The sequence below is a fragment of the Streptomyces sp. NPDC058985 genome, assembly GCF_042740985.1.
Classification (GTDB): Bacteria; Actinomycetota; Actinomycetes; order Streptomycetales; family Streptomycetaceae; genus Streptomyces.
Genome location: NZ_JBHYJX010000016.1, coordinates 62,518 through 82,748, shown reverse-complemented (window position 1 = coordinate 82,748; position 20,231 = coordinate 62,518). Strand labels below are relative to the sequence as shown.

Annotated in this window: 17 protein-coding genes and 1 tRNA gene; 14 read left to right on the top strand and 4 right to left on the bottom strand. The window is 71.9% G+C overall.

Going from position 1 to position 20,231, the window contains the following annotated elements:
- Positions 1-77: 77 nt before the first annotated feature.
- Complete coding sequence (locus tag ACFW01_RS16910) at positions 78-1,634, bottom strand: PQQ-dependent sugar dehydrogenase (RefSeq protein WP_384504266.1); 1,557 nt, start codon at positions 1,632-1,634, stop codon at positions 78-80.
- A gap of 388 nt (positions 1,635-2,022) precedes the next feature.
- Between ACFW01_RS16910 and ACFW01_RS16905 the strand changes: the two genes are divergently transcribed.
- The 12 genes from ACFW01_RS16905 (at position 2,023) to ACFW01_RS16850 (ending at position 13,119) form a co-directional block, all read left to right on the top strand.
- Positions 2,023-2,904 carry a hypothetical protein gene (locus ACFW01_RS16905; protein ID WP_384504264.1) on the top strand — a complete coding sequence of 294 codons (882 nt, stop codon included), beginning with the start codon at positions 2,023-2,025 and terminating at the stop codon, positions 2,902-2,904.
- A 244-nt stretch (positions 2,905-3,148) separates the two neighbouring features.
- On the top strand, positions 3,149-3,904 hold the full coding sequence (locus ACFW01_RS16900) for a GntR family transcriptional regulator (RefSeq protein ID WP_234959609.1): 756 nt from the start codon (positions 3,149-3,151) through the stop codon (positions 3,902-3,904).
- 132 nt (positions 3,905-4,036) lie between these two features.
- Complete coding sequence (locus ACFW01_RS16895; RefSeq protein WP_384504262.1) at positions 4,037-5,161, top strand: TIGR03364 family FAD-dependent oxidoreductase; 1,125 nt, start codon at positions 4,037-4,039, stop codon at positions 5,159-5,161.
- A gap of 8 nt (positions 5,162-5,169) precedes the next feature.
- Complete coding sequence (locus ACFW01_RS16890; protein ID WP_384504260.1) at positions 5,170-5,871, top strand: HAD family hydrolase; 702 nt, start codon at positions 5,170-5,172, stop codon at positions 5,869-5,871.
- Entirely contained in the window at positions 5,871-6,932 is a 1,062-nt protein-coding gene (locus tag ACFW01_RS16885) for an ABC transporter ATP-binding protein (protein WP_384504258.1), read from the top strand. Before ACFW01_RS16890 ends, ACFW01_RS16885 begins: the two co-directional genes overlap by 1 nt.
- On the top strand, positions 6,925-7,830 hold the full coding sequence (locus ACFW01_RS16880) for a 2-aminoethylphosphonate ABC transporter permease subunit (RefSeq protein WP_234959613.1): 906 nt from the start codon (positions 6,925-6,927) through the stop codon (positions 7,828-7,830). The genes ACFW01_RS16885 and ACFW01_RS16880 overlap by 8 nt, the downstream gene beginning before the upstream one ends.
- On the top strand, positions 7,817-8,614 hold the full coding sequence (locus ACFW01_RS16875) for an ABC transporter permease subunit (RefSeq protein ID WP_234959614.1): 798 nt from the start codon (positions 7,817-7,819) through the stop codon (positions 8,612-8,614). The genes ACFW01_RS16880 and ACFW01_RS16875 overlap by 14 nt, the downstream gene beginning before the upstream one ends.
- Before the next feature lie 63 nt (positions 8,615-8,677).
- Complete coding sequence (locus ACFW01_RS16870) at positions 8,678-9,730, top strand: 2-aminoethylphosphonate ABC transporter substrate-binding protein (protein WP_384504256.1); 1,053 nt, start codon at positions 8,678-8,680, stop codon at positions 9,728-9,730.
- A gap of 125 nt (positions 9,731-9,855) precedes the next feature.
- On the top strand, positions 9,856-10,635 hold the full coding sequence (locus ACFW01_RS16865) for an HAD-IIA family hydrolase (protein WP_234959616.1): 780 nt from the start codon (positions 9,856-9,858) through the stop codon (positions 10,633-10,635).
- A 122-nt stretch (positions 10,636-10,757) separates the two neighbouring features.
- Complete coding sequence (locus ACFW01_RS16860; RefSeq protein ID WP_384504254.1) at positions 10,758-11,309, top strand: hypothetical protein; 552 nt, start codon at positions 10,758-10,760, stop codon at positions 11,307-11,309.
- A 2-nt stretch (positions 11,310-11,311) separates the two neighbouring features.
- Positions 11,312-11,986 carry a class F sortase gene (locus ACFW01_RS16855; RefSeq protein WP_234959618.1) on the top strand — a complete coding sequence of 225 codons (675 nt, stop codon included), beginning with the start codon at positions 11,312-11,314 and terminating at the stop codon, positions 11,984-11,986.
- Between the two features lie 107 nt (positions 11,987-12,093).
- On the top strand, positions 12,094-13,119 hold the full coding sequence (locus ACFW01_RS16850) for a glycoside hydrolase family 6 protein (RefSeq protein ID WP_384504252.1): 1,026 nt from the start codon (positions 12,094-12,096) through the stop codon (positions 13,117-13,119).
- A 99-nt stretch (positions 13,120-13,218) separates the two neighbouring features.
- On the opposite strand, the gene ACFW01_RS16845 is transcribed toward ACFW01_RS16850, so the two are convergent.
- The 3 genes from ACFW01_RS16845 to ACFW01_RS16835 all read right to left on the bottom strand — a co-directional run bounded on the left by ACFW01_RS16845 (position 13,219) and on the right by ACFW01_RS16835 (position 17,443).
- On the bottom strand, positions 13,219-15,156 hold the full coding sequence (locus ACFW01_RS16845) for a galactose oxidase-like domain-containing protein (protein ID WP_384504250.1): 1,938 nt from the start codon (positions 15,154-15,156) through the stop codon (positions 13,219-13,221).
- Positions 15,153-17,126, bottom strand: a complete 1,974-nt coding sequence (locus tag ACFW01_RS16840) for a glycosyltransferase family 2 protein (RefSeq protein WP_234959621.1) — start codon at positions 17,124-17,126, stop codon at positions 15,153-15,155. The genes ACFW01_RS16845 and ACFW01_RS16840 overlap by 4 nt, the downstream gene beginning before the upstream one ends.
- A 243-nt stretch (positions 17,127-17,369) precedes the next feature.
- Positions 17,370-17,443 (bottom strand) — tRNA-Lys (locus ACFW01_RS16835).
- 188 nt (positions 17,444-17,631) lie between these two features.
- Between ACFW01_RS16835 and ACFW01_RS16830 the strand changes: the two genes are divergently transcribed.
- Both ACFW01_RS16830 and ACFW01_RS16825 read left to right on the top strand, forming a co-directional pair.
- Complete coding sequence (locus ACFW01_RS16830; RefSeq protein ID WP_234959622.1) at positions 17,632-18,900, top strand: peptidoglycan-binding protein; 1,269 nt, start codon at positions 17,632-17,634, stop codon at positions 18,898-18,900.
- 60 nt (positions 18,901-18,960) lie between these two features.
- Positions 18,961-20,106 carry an SPFH domain-containing protein gene (locus tag ACFW01_RS16825; protein ID WP_234959623.1) on the top strand — a complete coding sequence of 382 codons (1,146 nt, stop codon included), beginning with the start codon at positions 18,961-18,963 and terminating at the stop codon, positions 20,104-20,106.
- Positions 20,107-20,231: the final 125 nt, after the last annotated feature.

Genomic DNA, 20,231 nt, shown 5'->3' with positions numbered 1-20,231 from the left:
GAGGACGGAGCCGGGCCGGACCGGGCCGTGGGGAGCCCGGCCCGGTCCGACCGTCGTTCACGGCGTACCGGCGGCGCTCAGGAGCCGACGGCGCACGCGTCCCCGTTGAGCGTGAACCGGGGCGGCGGCGACGCGTCGCCGGTGTGCGAGGCGAGATAGCCGAGGGTGACGCTCGCACCCGGCGCGATCGTGGCGTTGTGCGGGGCGTTGGCCGCGTCGATCGTGTTGCTGAGCTGGACCAGGTCCGTGTTCCAGTCGGACACGACGGTCTGCCCGAAGGACAGCGGGAACGCCAGCGTCCAGCCGTTCACCGGGGCGTCGCCGGTGTTGGTGACGGTGAGGTCCACCGTGGTGCCGGTGCCCCAGCGGGTCACCTTGCGGTCCACCCGGCAGGTGGGCTCCTCCCGGCTGAACGACACCCGGTGCAGACCGCCGGGCAGGTCGTTGACCACGTAGAACTCCCCGTCGACGGTCACGCCGATCGACGTGACCTGGGTGGGCATCCGCCCGATCTCGGCCTCCTCGTAGCCGCCCCGCCCGTCGGGACGCAGCGCCCAGACGGTGGACGAGCAGTAGTCGGTGGCGATGTACGTACCGCCCACCAGGTCGGCGTACTCCCGGCCCCGGTAGACGTGGCCGCCGATGACCGAGCAGCCGCCGGTGTACGGCGAGTAGGTGAAGACCGGCTCGGTGTACTCCTGGCCGGACGCGCAGTCGCCGCCCTCGAACTCCTCCAGGCCCTCGTAGCAGGACCAGCCGAGGTTCAGCCCGCCCTTCCCGGCGGGGATGTGGTCGACCTCTTCCCAGTGGCCCTGGCCGACGTCGCCGATCCACAGCGAGCCGTCACCGCTGTCGAAGGAGAAGCGCCAGGGGTTGCGCAGCCCGTACAGCCAGATCTCCGCCCGGGCGCCGGGCGTGCGGACGAAGGGGTTGTCGGCGGGGACGCAGTAGGCGAGCGGCGCGCAGGCGCGGCTGACGTCGATACGCATGATCTTGCCCAGCAGGGTGTCCAGCCGCTGTCCGGACCGGAACGGGTCCCCGGAGCCGCCGCCGTCGCCGATGCTCCAGTACAGCTTGCCGTCGGGGCCGAAGGCGAGCTGGCCTCCGTTGTGGTTGCTGTACTCGGCGTGCTCCTGGGAGAGCAGGACCTCCAGGCGGGACGCGTCGAGCCGGTAGCGGGCCAGTGTGACCGCCCCGTCGGGCAGCGCCGTGTACGCCAGGTAGAGGTCCTGGCTCTCGGCGAAGTCCGGCGGGAGCGCGATGCCGAGCAGTCCGCGCTCGTTGCCCGACTCGTCCACGGCCGCGGTGATGTCGAGCAGCGGGGCTGCGGCCAGGCCGGTGTCCGGGTGGTAGACGCGGACCGTGCCGGACTTCTCGGTGATGAACAGCCGGTCCGTGCCGTCGTCGGGGGCGACGAGGGCGGTGGGCCGCCGCAGCCCGGAGGCGACCTGGGTCGTGGTCGCGCTGAGCGACGGCAGGGGGACGGGTGCCGCGGGCTCCGCCGCCGCGGCGGGTGCCGGGGCGAGGGCGGTCAGCAGGAGGGCCGGGATCACCAGGGCGAGGGTGGCGAAGGTGAGTCTCAGGCGTCGTCCCGTGGCGCGAAATAGAGCATGTATATGACAAGACAGTTTCATGGGCCTCTGGTCCTTCTCTTCCCGCGGGGGAGGGGGCAGGTGCGGGCGGGTGTTCTTCCGGTGCCTCTTCCTGGGTGGGGAGGCAGCTGGGTGGGGAGGTGGGGTGGGGGTGGTGTGAGGGGCTGGGGGTCCGGTGGTGTGGGAGCGCTCCCGCTCCTCAGGCTGCGGCCCGCCGGGGCGGAGCGGCAACGCGCGATCGCGCCACTTTGCTGCCGTCTGGCGGAAAGCGGGCCGAGCGGTGCCGGGCCGCCGACCGGCGACGCCGCCGACTGCCGACTGCCGGCCGCCGACGCCGGCCGTCGATCGGGGGGCGTCGGTGCTCCGTCCGGGGGGCGTGGCCCGAATGGCGGTGCCCGAAGCCGGACATCACCGGCACGCTCATGTGTTTATGCGACTGTTCACGCCCACGTCCCCCCGCCCGGTGGCGGCAGCCGCCCTGCTCGCCGCCTGCGCCGCCGCGTCCGCCGTCCTCGTACCCGCCGTCCCCGCGCACGCGGAGTCCCCGCAGCCGCTGCCCGCCTGCACCGCTCCGGACGACCACACCTTCCCGCTCACCACCCGCGTCCACGGCGGCCCCGACCGCTACGAACCCGGCGGGGGCTTCGGCGTCTGGTACCTGGACCTCACCAACACCACCTCCCGCACCTGCTCGGGAGTCCACCCGGTCGTCGTCCTCGTCGACGAGGAGCGGGCCCTGGAGCCGTCGCAGCCCCAACTGGAGTTCTACGACGGCGCCGACCCCCGTCCCGTCACCCTCGAGAAGACCGACCGGGACGAACTGATCGGCGCGTTCGGCGAGGGTGAGGCGGAGGCCGAGGCCGGGGGCGACGGCGTGAACGAGCCGAGTGAGGGTGACGACGCGGCCACCGACCCCTTCGCCGGCTTCACCGTCGCCCCCGGCAAGACCCTCACCGTGAAGCTGCGCCTCTCGCTGACCTCGGACACCGCCCCCGGCGAGGTCACCGCCAACGCGGCGGTCGTCCAGCGCCGGGACGGCGACGGCGAGTGGATCGGCCAGTCGAACGACTACCGCTTCCGCGTCGGGCCGGGCACCCCCGCCGACGCGCCCGCCGACACGCCCCCCGGCACGTCTCCCGACACATCCCCCGACGGGTCCGCCACCCCGGAGAACCGGAGCACCGGCGCCCTCGACGCCGACGAACTCGCCGGCACCGGACCCGGCCGGGTCGAGACGGCCCTGGCGGTCACCCTCCTCCTCTTCGCCGCCGGCGGCACGGCCGTACTGCTGACCCGCGGACGCCGCCGCTGACACTCGCCCCCGACGTCCACCGCTCCCAACGTTCACCTCCCCCGACTCCACCACGCCCCCAACGTCCACCGCCCGCGACTCCACCGGGTGCCCAACGTCCATCGCCCGCGATCCCACCGCGCCCGCGATCCCACCGCGCCCGCGATCCCACCGCGCCCCCGACCCCACCGCGCCCCTCCGACTCCGCCGCGCCCCCGACCCCACCGCCCCACCAGGGCCCACCCCCGTCTGCGACCATCCCTGCGTGGACTATCCGAACGACCAGGCCCCCGGTGCCCCCGTCCGCTCCGGGATCCCGGAGCACGGCCGTGTGCCGAAGTACTACGCCGTCAAGGCGCGGATCGACCGGCTGGTCGGCGAGCTGGGGGAGGGCAGCGCCATCCCCACCGAGCGGGACCTCTCCGAGCGGTACGAGGTCGCCCGCGAGACCGTGCGGCAGGCCCTGCGCGAGCTCGTGCTGGAGGGCAAGCTGCGCCGGCAGGGGCGCGGCACCGTGGTCGCGGGGCCCAAGCTGGAGCAGCCGCTCTCCCTGGCCAGCTACACCGAGGGCGTCCGGCGCCAGGGTCGCACCCCGGGCCGCGCGCTCGTCACCCTCGACCGTTTCCCCTGCCCCGACGCGCTCGCCGCCGAGACCGGCCTCACGCGCGGGGAGCCGGTCTGGCACCTGGAGCGGGTGCTGCTCGCCGACGACGAGCGGGTCGGCCTGGAGAGCACCTACCTCTCCGTGGCCCGGCTCCCCGACCTGGACAGCACCTTCGACCCGGACTCGTCCTTCTACGCCCACCTCGCCGGGCAGGGCATCGCCTTCGGCGACGCCGACGAACGCATCGAGACCGTGCTCGCCACCCCGCGCGAGGCGCTGCTCATCGGCACTCCGCCGGCCCTGCCGATGCTGCTCATCCACCGCGTCTCCCGGGACACGGAGGGGAGCCCGCTGGAGCGGGTCCGGACGCTCTACCGGGGCGACCGCTTCTCCTTCACGACCCACCTGCGCGGCTGAAAACCGCCACTCGCCCGCACCGCCGAATCATAACGAAAAGATAACGGGTCTAGCCCAAACGTGACGACCAGTTCACGCTCTCGTTGTCAGCCGGATTCCTCCGGTTCCCCCTTGGCAAGGAGCGTGGCCGTCGTGAGAGTGATAGTCGTCGGAGCCGGCGTGGTGGGCACCATGCACGCCTGGCACGCAGTGAACCGCGGCCACGAGGTCGTACAGATCGAGCGCGAGACGGAGGCCCGCGGCGCCTCGCTGCGCAATTTCGGCCAGATCTGGGTCAGTGGCCGCGCGGGCGGCGAGGAGCTGGAGACCGCGCTGCGGGCCCGGGAGCTGTGGGAGGAGATCGGCGGCCGGGTACCGGCGCTGGGCTTCCGCGCCAACGGCTCCCTGACCCCGATCCGCGGCGACCTGGAACGCGCGGTCGCCGAGGCGGCCGTGGCCCGTCCGGACGCCGCCGCCCGGGGCCACAAGCTGCTCACCGCCGGTGAGGCGCGCGCGCTGAACCCCGCCCTGCGCGGCGGTTTCGACGCCGCGCTGCACTGCGAGCGGGACGCCGCCGTCGAACCCCGCACCGCCCAGCTCGCCCTGCGCGCCGAACTCCGCCGGTCCCCGAAGTACACCTTCCTGCCCGGCCGCGAGGTCCGCGACGTCGTCGGCGAGAACGCCGTCCGCGACGACCACGGCGACACGCACACCGGCGACGCCGTCGTCCTGTGCACCGGCGCCTGGCTCGGCGGCCTGGTCCGCGAGCTGGCCGGGCCCGGTCTGCCCGTGCGGCGGGTCCGCCTCCAGATGATGCAGACCGACCCCCTCGGCGAACCGCTCACCACCTCGGTCGCCGACGCCGACAGCTTCCGCTACTACCCCGCCTACGGCTCGCCCGCCCTGGACGAGCTGAACGCGCGGCAGCCGCAGCCGGCCACGGCCGCGGAACACCGGATGCAGCTGCTGATGGTGCAGCGCGCCGACGGCGGACTGACCATCGGCGACACCCACGAGTACGAGCACCCCTTCGCCTTCGACACCGTCGAGGACCCCTACGACCACCTCACCGGCGTCGTCGAGTCCCTCCTCGGCCGGCCGCTGCCCAAGGTCCGCCGCCGGTGGGCCGGGGTGTACGCGCAGTGCACCGACACGAGCCGCGTCGTGCACCGGCAGCGGGTGCGGGACGGCGTGTGGCTGGTCACCGGGCCCGGCGGGCGCGGCATGACCTGCTCACCCGCGATAGCCGAAACCACCGCGAACGAACTGGGCTGGTGACAGCACCCATGACCATGACCACCACAGACATCCGCCTCGTCGTCCTCGACATGGCCGGCACCACCGTCGCCGACGGCGGCCTCGTCGAGCGCGCCTTCGCCGCCGCCGCCCGCGAACTGGGCGTCGAGCCCGGCACCCCGGACCACGCCGGGAAGCTCGACTACGTCCGCGCCACCATGGGCGAGTCCAAGATCTCCGTCTTCCGGCACCTGTTCGGCGACGAGGACCGCGCCCAGCACGCCAACACCACCTTCGAGAAGGCGTACGGCGAACTGGTCGACGGCGGCCTGATCGCCCCCGTCCCCGGCGCCCGCGAGGCCGTCGAGGAGCTGACCGCCGACGGCCGTACCGTCGTCCTGACCACCGGCTTCGCCCGCGTCACCCAGGACGCCATCCTCGACGCGCTGGACTGGCGCGACCTGGTGCCGCTCACCCTGTGCCCCGCCGACGCGGGCGGACGCGGACGGCCGTACCCGGACATGGTGCTGGAGGCGTTCCTGCGTACCAAGGCCGCCGACGCCGTACGCCAGGTCGCCGTCGTCGGCGACACCTCGTACGACGTGCTCAGCGGCGTACGGGCCGGCGCGGGACTGGTCGCCGGGGTGCGCACCGGGGCCCACGGCGACGACGCCTTCCGCGAGGCGGGCGCCGGACACGTCCTCGACTCGGTCGCCGGCCTGCCCGCCCTCCTGCGGGGAGCGGACGGCTGATGAGCGCCACGAGCAGCGGCATCCGCTTCGACTCGGTCACCGTCGCCTACGACGGCAACGTCGTCCTCGACGCCCTCGACCTCACCGTCGAACCCGGCGAGGTCATGGCGCTGCTCGGGCCGTCCGGATCCGGCAAGACCACCGCGCTGCGGGCGGTCGCCGGGTTCGTACGGCCCGCCTCGGGGCGGGTCTTCCTCGGCGACCGCGACGTCACCGACCTGCCCCCGCATCGGCGGGGCATCGGCATGGTCGTCCAGCAGTACGCGCTCTTCCCGCACATGCGGGTGGCGGACAACGTCGCCTTCGGACTCCGCGCCCGCAAGGTCCCCCGGTCCGAGATCCGGGAACGGGTCGCCGAGGCGCTGGACATGACCGGCATGGGTGCCTACGCCCGCCGCCACCCCCGCGAGCTGTCCGGCGGCCAGCAGCAGCGCGTCGCCATCGCCCGCGCGCTCGCCATCCGGCCCGGCGTCCTGCTCCTCGACGAACCACTGTCGGCGCTCGACGCCCAGCTCCGCTCCGGCATGCTCGCCGAACTGGCCCGCCTGCACCGCGAGCTGCCCGACGTGTCGATCCTCTACGTCACCCACGACCAGGTGGAGGCCCTGACCCTCGCCGACCGGATCGCGGTCATGGACAGGGCGAGGCTGCGCGCGTGCGGGACGCCGAGGGAGTTGTACCGGGCGCCGGGCGACGCGTTCACGGCGTCCTTCGTGGGCGGCGCGAACCTGCTGCCGGTGACCGTCGGGGCCGGGGGAGTGTCCTTCGCGGGCGCGGACATCAAGGTCGACACGGGGAGTGCCGCGCGGGGCGCGTCGGCCGTCCTGTGCGTGCGGCCGCATCTCGTCGGGCTCGGGGACGGGCCCAACCGGCTCACCGGGACGCTGGGGGAGATCCAGTGGCGGGGGGCGACGCATCGGCTGTATGTCGACGTGGGTGGACATCGGGTGATGGCCGACCTGCGTGAGCTGCGGGATCCGCCTGCTCATGGCGACGAGGTGACGTTGCATTTCGCGCCGGACGACGGCGTGCTTCTGCCCGTGGGGGTGGACCATGGCTGAGGTGGTGCGCAAGCCGGGGGCCGTCACTGGCCGGTCGCGCCCCGGCGGCGGCAGCCGCACATCGAGCACAGCCCCGCGCCCCTTTGGGGCGCTGGTGTGGGCCTTGCCTCCAGTGGTTCTCCTCGCGGTCTTCTTTCTCTACCCGCTCGCCCTCGTCGTCCAGCAGTCCTTCCAGCCCGACACCGGCGGCACCTCGCTGGAGCCGTACGCCGACGTGTTCGCCTCGTACGCGTTCCGGGAGGCGCTGTGGACCACGGTGTGGCTGGCGGTGGCCGCGACCGCCGGGTGCCTGGTGCTCGGGTTCGTGCTCGCGCTGGTCATCGCATTCGTGCCGTTCCCCGGGGCGAAGGCGGTCGCCCGCTTCATCGACGTCTTCCTCTCCTTCCCGTCCTTCCTGATCACGCTGGCCCTGCTCTTCATCTACGGCACGGTCGGCATGGCCAACGGGCTGTGGACGGACGCCACCGGGGCGGCCGAGGGACCCTTCCAGTTCCTCACCACGCCCTGGGGCGTGCTGCTCGCGGAGATCACGTACTTCACGCCGTTCGTGGTGCGCCCGCTGCTCGCCGCGTTCTCGCAGCTGGACACCGCCCAGCTGGAGGCGGCCGGCTCGCTCGGCGCCCGCGCCCCGCGCATCATCCGGCGGATCATCCTGCCGGAGGCGCTGCCCGCGCTCGCGGCCGGCGGCAGCCTCGTCCTGGTGCTGTGCCTCAACGAGTTCGGCATCGTGCTCTTCACCGGCGCCAAGGGCGTCACCACCCTGCCGACGCTCGTGTACAGCAAGGCCATGCTGGAGTCCGACTACCCGGGCGCCTGTGTGGTCGCCGTCGTCAACGTCCTGATCTCCGTGGGCCTGTACGGCCTCTACCGGGTGGTGAGCCGCCGTGCTGGTGCATAGCCGCAAGGCGAGGTGGGCCGTGTGGGCGCTCTTCCTCGTCCTCTTCCTGCCGCTCTTCGCGCTCCCCCTGCTCGTCGTCCTGGGCGCGTCCTTCGCCACCCACTGGTCCAGCGTCCTGCCGTCCGGCCTGACGACCGCCAACTACCGGGCGGCGACCCGCGGCGAGGCTCTCCAGGCCCTCACCACCAGCCTGGTCACCGCGCTCGCCGCGAGCCTGCTGGCGCTGGCCGCCGGCACCTGGGCCGCGCTCGCCGCCGCCGCGCTGCGCAAGCGCCACCGCAAGGTCATGGACGCCCTGTTCGTCCTGCCCGTCGCCGTGCCCTCCGTCGTGGTCGGCCTGGCGATCCTGGTCGCCTTCTCCCAGCCGCCGTTCCTCCTCAACGGCACCCGCTGGATCGTGATCGTCGCCCACACCGTCCTGGTCACCGCCTTCGCCCACCAGTCGGTGTCCGCGGCGATCACCCGCCTCGACCCGGCGTACGAGCAGGCCGCCGCCTCCCTCGGCGCCTCCCCGGCGCGCGTCCTGCTGCGGGTGCGGCTGCCGCTGCTGCTGCCGTCCCTGACCGCCGCCGCCGGCCTCTGCTTCGCCCTGTCCATGGGCGAGCTGAGCGCCACGATGATGCTCTACCCGCCGGACTGGACCCCGCTGCCGGTCCTCGTCTACGCGGCCACCGACCGCGGCGCCCTCTTCACCGGCTCCGCCGTCGCCGTGGTCCTGATGGCAACCACCCTGCTGGTGCTGCTCGCCGTCTCCCGCATCCGCACCAGGGCCTCCTACCGCTAGCCCCGCCCGCTCCACCCAGCCTCTCCTCCCTTCTCCCATCTCCCGCAAGGAGTTCACCTCGCCATGCGCGCAAAGCCCCTGCTGCCGCTCACCGCCGTCTGCCTCCTCGCCCTCCCCCTGACCGCCTGCGGCGGCAACTCCGCGGCCTCCGACGAGAACGTCGTCACCGTCTACAGCGCCGACGGCCTCAAGGGCGAGAACGGCGACGGCTGGTACGACCAGGTCTTCGAGGACTTCGAGAACGAGACCGGCATCAAGGTCGAGTACGTGGAGGGCGGCTCGGGCGAGATGGTGCAGCGCGCCACCCGCGAGAAGCGCAACGCGCAGGCCGACGTGCTCGTCACCCTCCCGCCCTTCATCCAGCAGGCCGACAGCAAGGGCCTGCTCCAGAAGTACGCCCCCGAGGGCGTCGACCAGGTCAGCGGCGCCGACAAGGCGGCGAACGGCACCTGGACCGCCGTCGTCAACAACTACTTCGGGTTCGTCCAGAACAAGAAGGAGCTGAAGCAGGCCCCCACCACCTGGGAGGACCTGCTCGACCCGGCGTACGAGAACAAGCTCCAGTACTCCACCCCCGGCGTCGCCGGCGACGGCACCGCCGTCCTCATCAAGGCCATGCACGACTTCGGCGGCGAGAAGCCGGCCATGGACTACCTGAAGAAGCTCCAGGCCAACAACGTCGGCCCGTCCGCCTCCACCGGCAAGCTCGCCCCCAAGGTCGACAAGGGCGAACTGCTGGTCGCCAACGGCGACGTGCAGATGAACTTCGCCCAGTCCAAGTCCATGCCCCACCTCGGCATCTGGTTCCCGGCCCGCGAGGGCGGCAGGCCCACCACGTTCGCCCTGCCCTACGCGGCCGGCCTGGTCTCCGACGCCCCGCACGGCGAGAACGGCAGGAAGCTCCTCGACTACATGCTCGGCCAGAAGGCCCAGCAGCAGGTCAGCGAGGTCGGCGGCGGCTTCGCGGCCCGCCAGGACGTCAAGGCCACCGACGCCAACGCCATCGAACTGGCCAAGCTGATGGACGGCGTCGAGATCTTCGAGCCCGACTGGAACGACATCGAGGAGAACCTCACCTCGTACGTCGACGCCTGGAAGTCGGCCACCGGCAGCTGACGACAACGGTTCCAGGTGATCGGCGGGGTCGCTCCGACCGGCTCCTGATTAGGCTGTGGGGCGTCGGTACGCCGTGGTTCCGGCGCCCCCGCCCATGCCCCACCGCACGCCAGGAGTTCGTCGCAATGGCAGACCGCAAGCCCATCGAGTCGTGGCTCACCGACATGGACGGGGTCCTCATCCACGAGGGCGTGCCGATTCCCGGGGCCGACGCCTTCATCAAGAGGCTCCGGGAGTCCGGCAAGCCCTTCCTGGTCCTCACCAACAACTCGATCTACACCCCGCGCGACCTGCACGCCCGGCTGCGGCGGATGGGCCTGGAGATGCCGATCGAGTCGATCTGGACGTCGGCGCTGGCCACCGCCCAGTTCCTGGACGACCAGCGGCCCGGAGGGTCGGCGTACGTCATCGGCGAGGCCGGTCTGACCACGGCCCTGCACGACATCGGCTACATCCTCACCGACCACGACCCCGACTACGTGGTCCTCGGTGAGACCCGTACGTACTCCTTCGAGGCCATGACCAAGGCGGTCCGGCTGATCAACGCCGGCGCCCGGTTCATCTGCACCAACCCCGACGAGACCGGCCCCTCCACCGAGGGTCCGCTCCCGGCGACGGGCGCGGTCGCCGCGCTGATCACCAAGGCGACCGGCAAGCAGCCCTACTTCGCCGGCAAGCCCAACCCGCTGATGATGCGCACCGGGCTCAACGCGATCGGCGCCCACTCCGAGACCAGCGCGATGATCGGCGACCGCATGGACACCGACGTGCTGGCCGGCATGGAGGCGGGCATGCAGACCTTCCTGGTCCTGACCGGCCTGACCCGGCCCGACCAGGTCGAGAACTTCCCGTACCGCCCCTCCAAGGTGGTCGACTCCATCGCGGACCTCGTCGAACGGGTCTGAGGCCACACCGCCTCCGGTAAACCCGAGGCCGCCCGGTGTAACCCGAACGGAGCAGCCCGCCCCGCGCGCAGGATGCGGGGGCGGGTCTCGCGGGGGAGTCTCCAGGTAACTGGAGGTACACGATGGGCTCACTGAAGGTCACTCTCTGTGCGGCATCCGCCCTGGCGGCGGCGCTCGCACCGGTCGCGCCGGCCGCGTACGCGGCCGACGGCGGGGGCGTGTCGGTGTCTCCGGCCTCGCCCGCGCCCGGCGGCGACGTCGAGCTGCGCGTGCCCGACTGCACCGAGACGACGGCGGTCGCCGTGTCGGCGGCGTTCGTCTCCGAGGCACGGCTGACCGTGGCCGCGGAGGACGGCGTCCTCGTCGGCACCGGCACGGTCCGCTCCGGCATGGAGGCCGGCGCGTACGCCGTGCGGGTCACCTGCGGCGGCGACGCCCGCGAGGGCACCGTCAACGTCGAGCGCCGGCGCCCGGCCGCACCCGCCTCTCCGGTCGCCCCCGTCCACGCGGGCGGTGGCGGCAGCGCCCGGCTGGCCGCCGCCGACGGCGGCGAGGAGGCCCGCCCCGAACCCCCCGGCACCGCGCACACCGTGACCGGCCTGGTCCTCGCGGGCATCGCCGCCGTCGCCGTCGCGCTGCGCGGCGTCCGCAGCCGGAGCCGCGGGACGGACTGACCATGCCCGATCAGGACGCGCGAGCCACCACCGTCCCCGGGGGCCGCCTGGTGACCGGCATCGCCTGGACCGTGCTGCTCCTCGGGCTGTGGCTGTGGGGCCGCGAGGCCACCGACGTGCGCGAGGGCATATCCCGGCCCGCGACCGGCGACATGGCGGCGGCCGGCCGGCCCCCCGACGTACCGCTGCCGCCCGCCCACGCACCCCTCGACGACGCCCGGCCGCAGCGGCTCGACGTCCCCGGCCTCGCCATCAGCGCCCCGGTCCTGCCCAGCGGACTCGACGCCCAGGGCGCCATCGAACCACCGCCGTTCGAGCGGGCGGGCTCCGTCGGCTGGTACGCGGCCGGCGTCACCCCGGGCGCGGCCGGGACCGCGCTGATGGTGGGCCACGTCGACACCGAGACCCGGCCCGCCGTCTTCTACGAGCTGAGCGCCCTGGAGCCCGGCGAGACCGTCCGGGTGACCCGGGACGACGGCGGGACCGCCGAGTTCACCGTCGACGACGTCCAGGTCCTCACCCGCACCGGCTTCGACGCCCAGCAGGCCTACGGCCCCCGCACCACGGGCCGCGCCGAACTCCGCCTGATCACCTGCGGCGGCACCTTCGACCGCACCACCGACAGCTACACGGCCAACGTCGTCGTCTCCGCCTACCTCACCGGAACCGGCTCCTAGCAACCGGAACCGGCTCCTAGCACAGGAACCGGCGCCCGGTCCCGGAACCGCTCGGGTGCGGGGGGCGTATGTCAGGATTGAGCCTCGCAACGCACCCAGGGGGTTGGATGTACGGCAGCAGGGGGGCCTCGACGTTGTCCACGAGGCGGACGTCGGCGGCGATACTCGGCGCGGCACTGCTGCTCGCGGGCTGCTCCTCCTCCGGCGACGGAGAGGACAAGGGCGGGAGCGCGGGCGCCGGGATCACGCAGCAGCCCAAGGAGGCCGGCCCGTTCTGGGTCAACCCCGACGGCACCGCCGCGCAGCAGGTCGCCTCGCTGGCCGAGGCCGGCAAGAAGGACCAGGCCGAGCAGATCCGCAAGATCGCCCAGCAGCCGACCGGCGAATGGCTCAGCCCGGAGAACCCCGAGGAACAGGCCCGCGGCTTCACCGAGGCCGCCGACGAGGCCGGGCGTACCGCGCTGCTCGTCCTCTACAACATCCCGCACCGCGACTGCGGCCAGTACTCGGGCGGCGGCGCCGCCGACGGCGACGCCTACCGCGACTTCGTCGACGGCGTGGCCAAGGGCATCGGCGACCGCTCCGCCACGGTCGTCCTGGAGCCGGACGCCGTGCTCCACCTGGTGGACGGCTGCACCCCGGAGCAGTTCCACGAGGAGCGCTACGCCCTCCTCAACGAGGCCATCGGCAAGCTCGCCGCCCTGAAGAACACCAAGGTGTACCTGGACGCGGGCAACGCCGGCTGGGGCCACCCCGACCAGATCTTCGACCCGCTGAAGCGGGCCGGCATCGACAGGGCGGACGGCTTCTCGGTCAACGTGTCGAACTTCTACACCACCGAGGACTCCATCGCCTACGGCAAGCAGCTCTCCGCCAAGGTCGGCGACAAGCCCTTCGTCATCGACACCAGCCGCAACGGCAACGGCCCCTACACCGGGGGCAACCCGGACGAACGCTGGTGCAACCCCCCGGGCCGCGCCCTCGGCGAGACCCCCACGACGAAGACGTCCGACCCCCTGGTCGACGCCTACGTCTGGGTCAAGCGCCCCGGAGAGTCGGACGGCGAATGCAAGGGTGGCCCGAAGGCGGGCGAGTGGTACCCCGACTACGCCATGAAACTGGCGCAGGGATAGCGCCCCTAAGGGGCGCGGGGCTGTGACATGTGCGGCTCCGCCGCGGGAGCGCGACCAGCCACAGCGCTCCCGCAGCCTGAGTCACAACCCGCGGGAGCGCTACGGCACCCTCACCCACTGCGCCTTGGAAGGCGTCCCCTCCCCATCGGTCACGAACATCATGTACCACCCCGACTGAACAAGGTTCTTGTTCTCCGGCACCGTCACCGTCAACTTGTCCCCGTCCGCCGTGAAGTCCAACGCGATGGACCGCTGATCCACGTCAGTGACGTGCGTCGACGCGCTGGGCCGGATCAGCCGCACCTTCTTCACCGTCGACGCCGCCCGCGAGGTGAACGTCCCCGACTCTCCCCGCGCGATGGTCTGCGGCCCGCCGGAGAGGTCCGGCCGCGAGTCCCGGTAGAGATACGGCGGCGTGTAGATCTCGATCCGCTGCTCGAACTCGCCCGGCTTGGTGTTGGCCTTGTCCGCGTAGAGCGAGTCCGACCCGAAGAACATCAGGCGCCCGTCGGGCAGCAGGATCGAACCGGAGTGGTAGTTCCGGCCCACCAGCGGATCGGCCACCCGCTCGAAGTCGTTCGTGCCCGGGTGGTACATCCGGGCCTGGAGGATGTTGGAGTCGCCGCGGCCCCGGTAGTCCTCCGAGCCGCCGGAGACCAGCACGCTGTCGTCGGGCAGGACCGAGGCCTGCGGGTAGCGCGTGCCCTTCTCCATGGCCGGTCCGTCCACGAACCGCGGGTCGTCCGCCTTCAGGTCGATGATCCGGGTCTTCTCGCTGGACAGCCTGGACTCGCCGACCCCGCCGCCGCCGATCACCATGTACTTCTCGTCCTGCGCCGGCGGCAGCAGCACCGTGTTTGCGGTCTCCAGCATGTCGGCGTCGCTGAGCCCGGGCACCTTGGTGAACTTGTTGGTGTCCACGTCCCATATGCCGGGGTCGCGGCCCACGTCGTCGGGGCCGTAGCCGGCGTTCGCGCCCGAGTAGAAGATCTTGCCGTTCTGCATGAGGAACAGCGCCGGGTACGTCGGGAACTGGCGGACCTTGTCGGTGTAGGTCCACTCCTTGGTCTCCGGGTCGTAGATCTCGTTCTTGCCCGGGACCAGCTGGCCGATGTCGTCGAGGCCGGAGACGCTCAGGATCCTGCCGTCGCTCAGCGTGGTGAGCGTCGGGTACCAGCGGGCCTCGTGCATCGGGTCGACCTTGATGTACTTCTCGGCGACCGGGTCGAACTCGAAGGCGTCCCGGATTCCCTGGAAGTCCTTCTTGTCGAGGGCGAGTTTCTGCGCGATGCCGTAGGTGTTGCGGGCGTCGGCACCCGACAGGCCCTGGACGCGGTAGTTGTCCTCGGTCCCCGTCTCGTATTCGGCGCCGGTGCGCTGCGCCTCGACGTAGATCCGGCCGAGGCCCGGGTCGTTGCGCAGGAACTCACCGGTCTGCGGGTCGAAGACCTTCTTGGCGCGGGGCACCAGGACCGGGTCCTTGGAGACGAAGGTCTTGCGGTTCTCCTTGCCGGTGAACCGGGTTCCGGCGGGCAGGGTGATCGGCTCGTCCGGGTTCTCGTTGTGTACGACCATCAGGCCGCCGGCCTTGGTGACGTCGCCCTTGAGCTTCTCGTACCGCTTGGTGCCGCCCGCGATCAGCAGGTTGCCGTTGGCGAGCTGGGTGTGCCCGGTGCAGAACAGGTCCGTCGGAGTCGGCACCTTCTTGATGGTGCCCTTGACGGGATCCCAGATCCGCGTGTCGTACTGCTTGTCGTCGGAGTTGTCCTGGTCGTTGCCCGACCCGGCGACGAGCAGCACCTTGCCGGTGCGCAGCAGCGCCGCGTGGATGGTGTTCTGCCGGTACTTCTCGGGAAACTCGACGATCTCCCACTTGCCGTTGGCGGCCTTGTACTCCGGCTGATTGATCTTGTACTGGTGGTATTTCTCGGTTCCGAAGCGGTAGAGCCACGGTCCGTTCATCCCGGCCAGCGCGACTACCACCGCCGTACCTATCGCGAAGCGACGGGCGCGGCGGCGGCCGGCACGGTCTTTCATTCCTTACGTCCCCCAAGTCCACCAAGGGCGATCTGCATGGTCTGGTCGTCGCCCCCGTCGGCGGGGGCTGCCCAGCTGGGCTTCTGCTGCGGCGCGTGCGGCGCGTACGTCTGCTCGGGCGCCATGTGCTGGGGTGGGATCCCCGGCGAGGGGTCGGCGGCGACGACCGGCGGCCGCTTCTTCGCCTTCCGCAGTTCGTGGCGCCAGGCGAACATCGGCGACGCGGTAATCAGCAGCGCGAACGTCGCCCAGATGATCATGGCGGGGTGGGAGTGCCCGAGGGCGAAGCCCGCGGTGATCGAGCCGGCGAAGATCGCGATGAAGTACCAGTGGTACCGGAAGGTCCCGAACAGGGTGTCCGGGCTGGCCGAGTCGCCCTTCGGGGTCACCACGAACTTGCTCTTGCGGCGCAGTACGGAGTCGATGAGCGCCTTGGCGTACAGCGGCGCCGACAGCGCGGACATGATCATGCCGGCCACACCGCCGGAGCCCTCCGGCTCGTGCGGCGAGACGTTGTGGCGGCGGTTCCAGACGTAGAGGCCGATCTGGAGCGCGGAGGCGTTGCCGTAGAGCATCAGCCAGACCGCGGGGTCGATGTTGACGCCCGAGGCGCCCAGGCCCAGGAAGAGGCAGCAGCTCAGCGCCGCCAGGATCCAGTTCAGGGCCGACATCGGGTAGAAGATGATCATCATCGTGTAGTTGAAGAGCTTGCTCGGCGGCAGCGAGTACCAGCCCTTCCAGTACTGCTTGAGGATCGTCTCGTACGTCCCTCGCGACCAGCGCATCTGCTGGGTGAAGAAGTCCGTCCAGGCGTTCGGGCCCTCGCCCACCGCGAGCACGTCCGGGGTGTAGACCGAGCGCCACTTGCGGCCCGTGGCCGGGTTCCGGTGGCGGTGGATCTCGAAGCCGGTCGCCATGTCCTCGGTGATCGAGTCGTACAGCCCGCCGATCTGCTTGAGCGCGCTGATGCGCACCGCGTTCGAGGTGCCCACGAACATGGGGGAGCCGTACCGGTTGCCCGCGCGCTGGATCAGCGCGTGGAAGAGGAACTGCTGCGACTCGGCGGCCTTGGTGATCGGGTTGTCGTAGTTCCCGTAGACCTGCGGTCCGATGACGAAGCCGACGTCCGGGTCGCGGAAGAAGCCGAGCATCCGCTCCAGGTAGTTGGGCAGCGGCACGTGGTCGGTGTCGACCGAGGCGAAGAAGTCGTAGTCGTTGCCGTGCGCGTCCAGCCAGGCGTTGTAGTTGCCGTGCTTGGTCTTGGCGCGGTGCGGGCCCTTCTTCCGGTTCCACTTGGCGACGCCCTTGCGGGAGAAGTGGTGTACGCCCAGGCGCGCGCAGACCTCCTTCACCTCGGGGTCGTCGCCCTCGTCGAGGAGCCAGACGTGCATCAGGCCGCGGTGGCGGATCCGCACGGCCGCCTCCAGGGTCTTCGTCACCATCTCCAGCGGCTCCTTGCCGGGCACGAAGGAGGTGAGGAAGGCGACCCGGGTGCCGGTCTCGGGCACCACCGGGACCGGGTCGCGGGCGACCAGGGTGGCGTGCGCGTTCGAGAGCACGTTCAGGCAGCGGAAGAGTTCGATCAGGCCGATCGCCACGAGCATCACGATGTCGAGCGTGGGCAGCCAGTCGAAGGCGGGGTAGTCGCGCTCGGTCCAGTGCGTGGGCTGGAGCAGCCAGACCAGCAGCACCACCGACAGCAGCGGGGCGGCGGCCAGCATCAGCGCGACCCGCACGCGGTGCGGCTCCTGGGATATCAGCGAGCGGTACTGGACCTTGTACGGCTTGGTCGGATCGGGCTGGGTGAGGGGGCCCGCGAGCCGGCTGTAGTGCTCGTAGTCGTACTTCGGCAGGGTCTTGCGTATCCGGCGGAATGAACCGGTGTTCCAGGTCCGATGCCCGGGCACCCTGAGCTGGGTGGTCTGTGACGGGTCCTGGTCCTGCCCGGCGCCCGTCGGCGTCGACGTCATGTGTCATCCCCCCACACGCGGGTCAGGCGTGTTTCGTCGGTTCCTTGGCCTGCAACGGCCCCCCTCGGCCGACACACACCTTATATAGACATGGAACGAGAGCCCCCGGTTGCATGACGCCCCCTCGGTGTCCGGCCCCTCGAACCGGACCAGGTTCTACGGTGATCGTCATGATCGCAAGGCATCCGGAACCCGGGTACACCGAAGGCCCCTCGTGTGATACGAGGGGCCTTCGGCCGTCTGTGCGCCGCCAGGGACTCGAACCCCGGACCCGCTGATTAAGAGTCAGCTGCTCTAACCAACTGAGCTAGCGGCGCCTGCTGACCTGCAGAACTCTACCCGATGCCGGACGGTGCTCCGGACCACCCGGGGATCTGCCCCGAGGGGGCCCGTTACATCATTCGGGCCGTCAACATGCGAATGGAGAGACCAGTTGAGAAACTGACGGACATGTACCGAAGTGCACCGCCGCGGACATTCCGATCGGGAGTGTGAGGGGAATCGCATGGAGACTCCCGTATTCGAGGAATTCGATGCCGCGAGCGACTGCGACTGCCCCGGTTGCCGCCACCGGACGCGTGTCCCGCCGTTTTCCCCGACGGGCCGGCGCACGCTGATCGTGGCCACCGCCACCGCTGCCGCACTGGGGGCGAGCGGAGCCGCCGCGCTCCCGGCCGCCGCCCACGCACCCCTGCGACCGGGCGTCCCCGCAGATGAGGAGCCGGACACCCCGCAGGGTGCCAGGGCTCCGCTGCACGGTCCGGCGGGCCGGCCCGCGCCCGCGCCCGGCACGAAGCTGGCCACCATCAGCCGTACGGAGATCATCAGCCGGGCCAAGACCTGGGTCACCGCGAAGGTGCCGTACAGCATGACCGCCTACTGGTCCGACGGATACCGGCAGGACTGCTCGGGCTATGTGTCGATGGCCTGGAAACTGCCGACGAACGAATGGACCGGAAGCCTCGGCACCGTCGCCGACCGGATCACCAAGAGTGAACTCCAGCCCGGCGACATTCTGCTCTTCCACAACACGTCCGACCCGCAGAAAGGCTCCCACGTGGTGATCTTCGGCGGCTGGACGGACGGCACGCGCACCGCGTACACGGCCTACGAGCAGACCCCGCCCCACGCCCGGAAGCTCGCCACGCCCTACGCCTACTGGAGCAATTCCGCGAAGTACCTGCCCTACCGCTACAAGGGCGTCGCGGCGAGCCCGGTGAGCACGGCGGGCGGGGCGCCGGCCGCGGCCTCCGGCTACCCGGGGGCGTCGTCCTTCGGGCCCGGCGCCGACAACCGGCACGTCACCGAGCTGGGCCGGATGCTCACCGCGCGCGGCGCCGGACGCTTCTACTCCTCCGGGCCCGGCCCCCGCTGGTCGGAGGCGGACCGCAGGGCGACCGAGGCGTTCCAGCTGGCCCAGGGATGGCGGGGCCGGGAGGCCGACGGACTGCCGGGTCCGGGCACCTGGCGGCTGCTGGCCGAGGGCCGCGGCAAGGACGTCCCGGCCGCGGCCGCGGGCGCCGCCTCGCACGGGGTGGCCGGCTATCCGGGCCGGGCGATGTTCCGGCCGGGTGCGGAGAATCCGTACGTCACCCGGCTCGGCGGGCAGCTCGTGCGGAAGGGATTCGGCAGGTACTACACGACCGGACCGGGTCCGCGCTGGAGTGAGGCGGACCGGCGGGCCGTCCAGGCCTTCCAGCGCGCCCAGGGCTGGCGCGGTGGCGCGGCGGACGGCTATCCGGGCCCGGAGACCTGGCGGCGGCTCTTCTCCTGACCGGCCGCCCCGAGATGATCATCCGTTCATGAGGCGTCTGGCGCGGAGGCTGGAGCACGCATGAGTACGACATCGTCAACGAACCCGCAGGGCACGGCCCCGGACGCCGACGGTCCCTCGCCGGCCGCGGAGACCGGCCACCGGCCCGCCCGGCTGATCCGGAACGAGGCCACCACCGAGATCCCCGTCCACCTGCTGTTCCGCGACGACCCCGATCCGGCGCCGGTGCCGTTGCGGCCCGCGGTCGTCGGCCGTCGGCAGGGCACCGGCGAGCAGCCCCGGACGCGGCGGCCCGAGGCGGCCCGGCCGCGTCCGGTACCGCAGGTCGACCCGGAGCTGACGGAGCGTCCGGCCCGGGTGCTGTCCGGCGCCGCGGGGGTGGCCGCCGGGTTCTGCGGGGCGGCCGGGTGCGCGGTCACCTCCTGGTGGGCCGGGGTCGTGCCGCCGCTCGCGGCCCAGGCGCTGGGGCTGCCGGCGTACGCCGGTGCCGGGCTCGGGCCCGCGCAGTGGGCGGCGTACGCGGCCGCCGGGGCGCTCGGGATGTTCGGGTTCGGCGGGCTGGCCCGGGGCCGGACCGGACAGGCCTGGGTGCTCGGGCTGTTCGGCCGCTACCGGGGGACCGTCCGGCGCACCGGCCTGATGTGGGTGAACCCGTTGCTGCTGCGTCGCCGGGTCGACGTACGGCTGCGGCACTGGCGCAGCGAGCCGATGCCCGCGGCCGACGGCAACGGGGTCGCGCTGAGGGCGGTGACGCTGGTGGTGTGGCGGGTGCGGGACACCGCGAAGGCCACGCTGGGCGTCGAGGACCACGAGACGTATCTGCGCGAGTGCGTCGAGGCCGCGCTGGCCCGGGTCCCGGTGGAGCCGCTGGGCACGGTCCGCAGCGCGGCCGACGTGGCCGGCGACACGCTGACCCGGCTGGTCGCGGCGGACGCGGCGCCGGTCGGTCTGGAGGTGTTCTCGGTGCGGCCGGTCCGGGTGGAGTACGCCCCGGAGGTCGCCGCCGCGATGCACCGGCGCCGGATCGCCGCGCTGGACGCGGCGCAGCGGGCCAGCGTGCTGACCTCGGTCGTGGACTCGGTGGAGGACACGGTGACCCGGCTGACCGTGCGCGGGCTGGTGGAACTGGACGACTACGAGCGCAAGATGCTGGTCAAGGACCTGACGGTGGCGTTCTGCGCGGGGCGTGGGGACACCGGGCACTGAGGGGCGGGCGGCTTCCGCGATGGTTCCGCGATTGGTATGGACATGTTCAACTCACGGCAATAATCTGAGACTTGGTCTAGACCTGCACGGCTCACTGAACTTCCCCACACGTCACAGGGAGCAGC

Excerpts from the sequence above, each read along its gene's own strand:
- ACFW01_RS16825 (WP_234959623.1), top strand. The coding sequence starts at position 18,961 with ATGAGTACGACATCGTCAACGAACCCGCAGGGCACGGCCCCGGACGCC.
- ACFW01_RS16905 (WP_384504264.1), top strand. The coding sequence starts at position 2,023 with ATGCGACTGTTCACGCCCACGTCCCCCCGCCCGGTGGCGGCAGCCGCC.
- ACFW01_RS16855 (WP_234959618.1), top strand. The coding sequence starts at position 11,312 with ATGCCCGATCAGGACGCGCGAGCCACCACCGTCCCCGGGGGCCGCCTG.
- ACFW01_RS16910 (WP_384504266.1), bottom strand. The coding sequence starts at position 1,634 with ATGAAACTGTCTTGTCATATACATGCTCTATTTCGCGCCACGGGACGA.
- ACFW01_RS16865 (WP_234959616.1), top strand. The coding sequence starts at position 9,856 with ATGGCAGACCGCAAGCCCATCGAGTCGTGGCTCACCGACATGGACGGG.
- ACFW01_RS16885 (WP_384504258.1), top strand. The coding sequence starts at position 5,871 with ATGAGCGCCACGAGCAGCGGCATCCGCTTCGACTCGGTCACCGTCGCC.
- ACFW01_RS16850 (WP_384504252.1), top strand. The coding sequence starts at position 12,094 with ATGTACGGCAGCAGGGGGGCCTCGACGTTGTCCACGAGGCGGACGTCG.
- ACFW01_RS16830 (WP_234959622.1), top strand. The coding sequence starts at position 17,632 with ATGGAGACTCCCGTATTCGAGGAATTCGATGCCGCGAGCGACTGCGAC.
- ACFW01_RS16870 (WP_384504256.1), top strand. The coding sequence starts at position 8,678 with ATGCGCGCAAAGCCCCTGCTGCCGCTCACCGCCGTCTGCCTCCTCGCC.
- ACFW01_RS16880 (WP_234959613.1), top strand. The coding sequence starts at position 6,925 with ATGGCTGAGGTGGTGCGCAAGCCGGGGGCCGTCACTGGCCGGTCGCGC.
- ACFW01_RS16860 (WP_384504254.1), top strand. The coding sequence starts at position 10,758 with ATGGGCTCACTGAAGGTCACTCTCTGTGCGGCATCCGCCCTGGCGGCG.
- ACFW01_RS16845 (WP_384504250.1), bottom strand. The coding sequence starts at position 15,156 with ATGAAAGACCGTGCCGGCCGCCGCCGCGCCCGTCGCTTCGCGATAGGT.
- ACFW01_RS16890 (WP_384504260.1), top strand. The coding sequence starts at position 5,170 with ATGACCATGACCACCACAGACATCCGCCTCGTCGTCCTCGACATGGCC.
- ACFW01_RS16840 (WP_234959621.1), bottom strand. The coding sequence starts at position 17,126 with ATGACGTCGACGCCGACGGGCGCCGGGCAGGACCAGGACCCGTCACAG.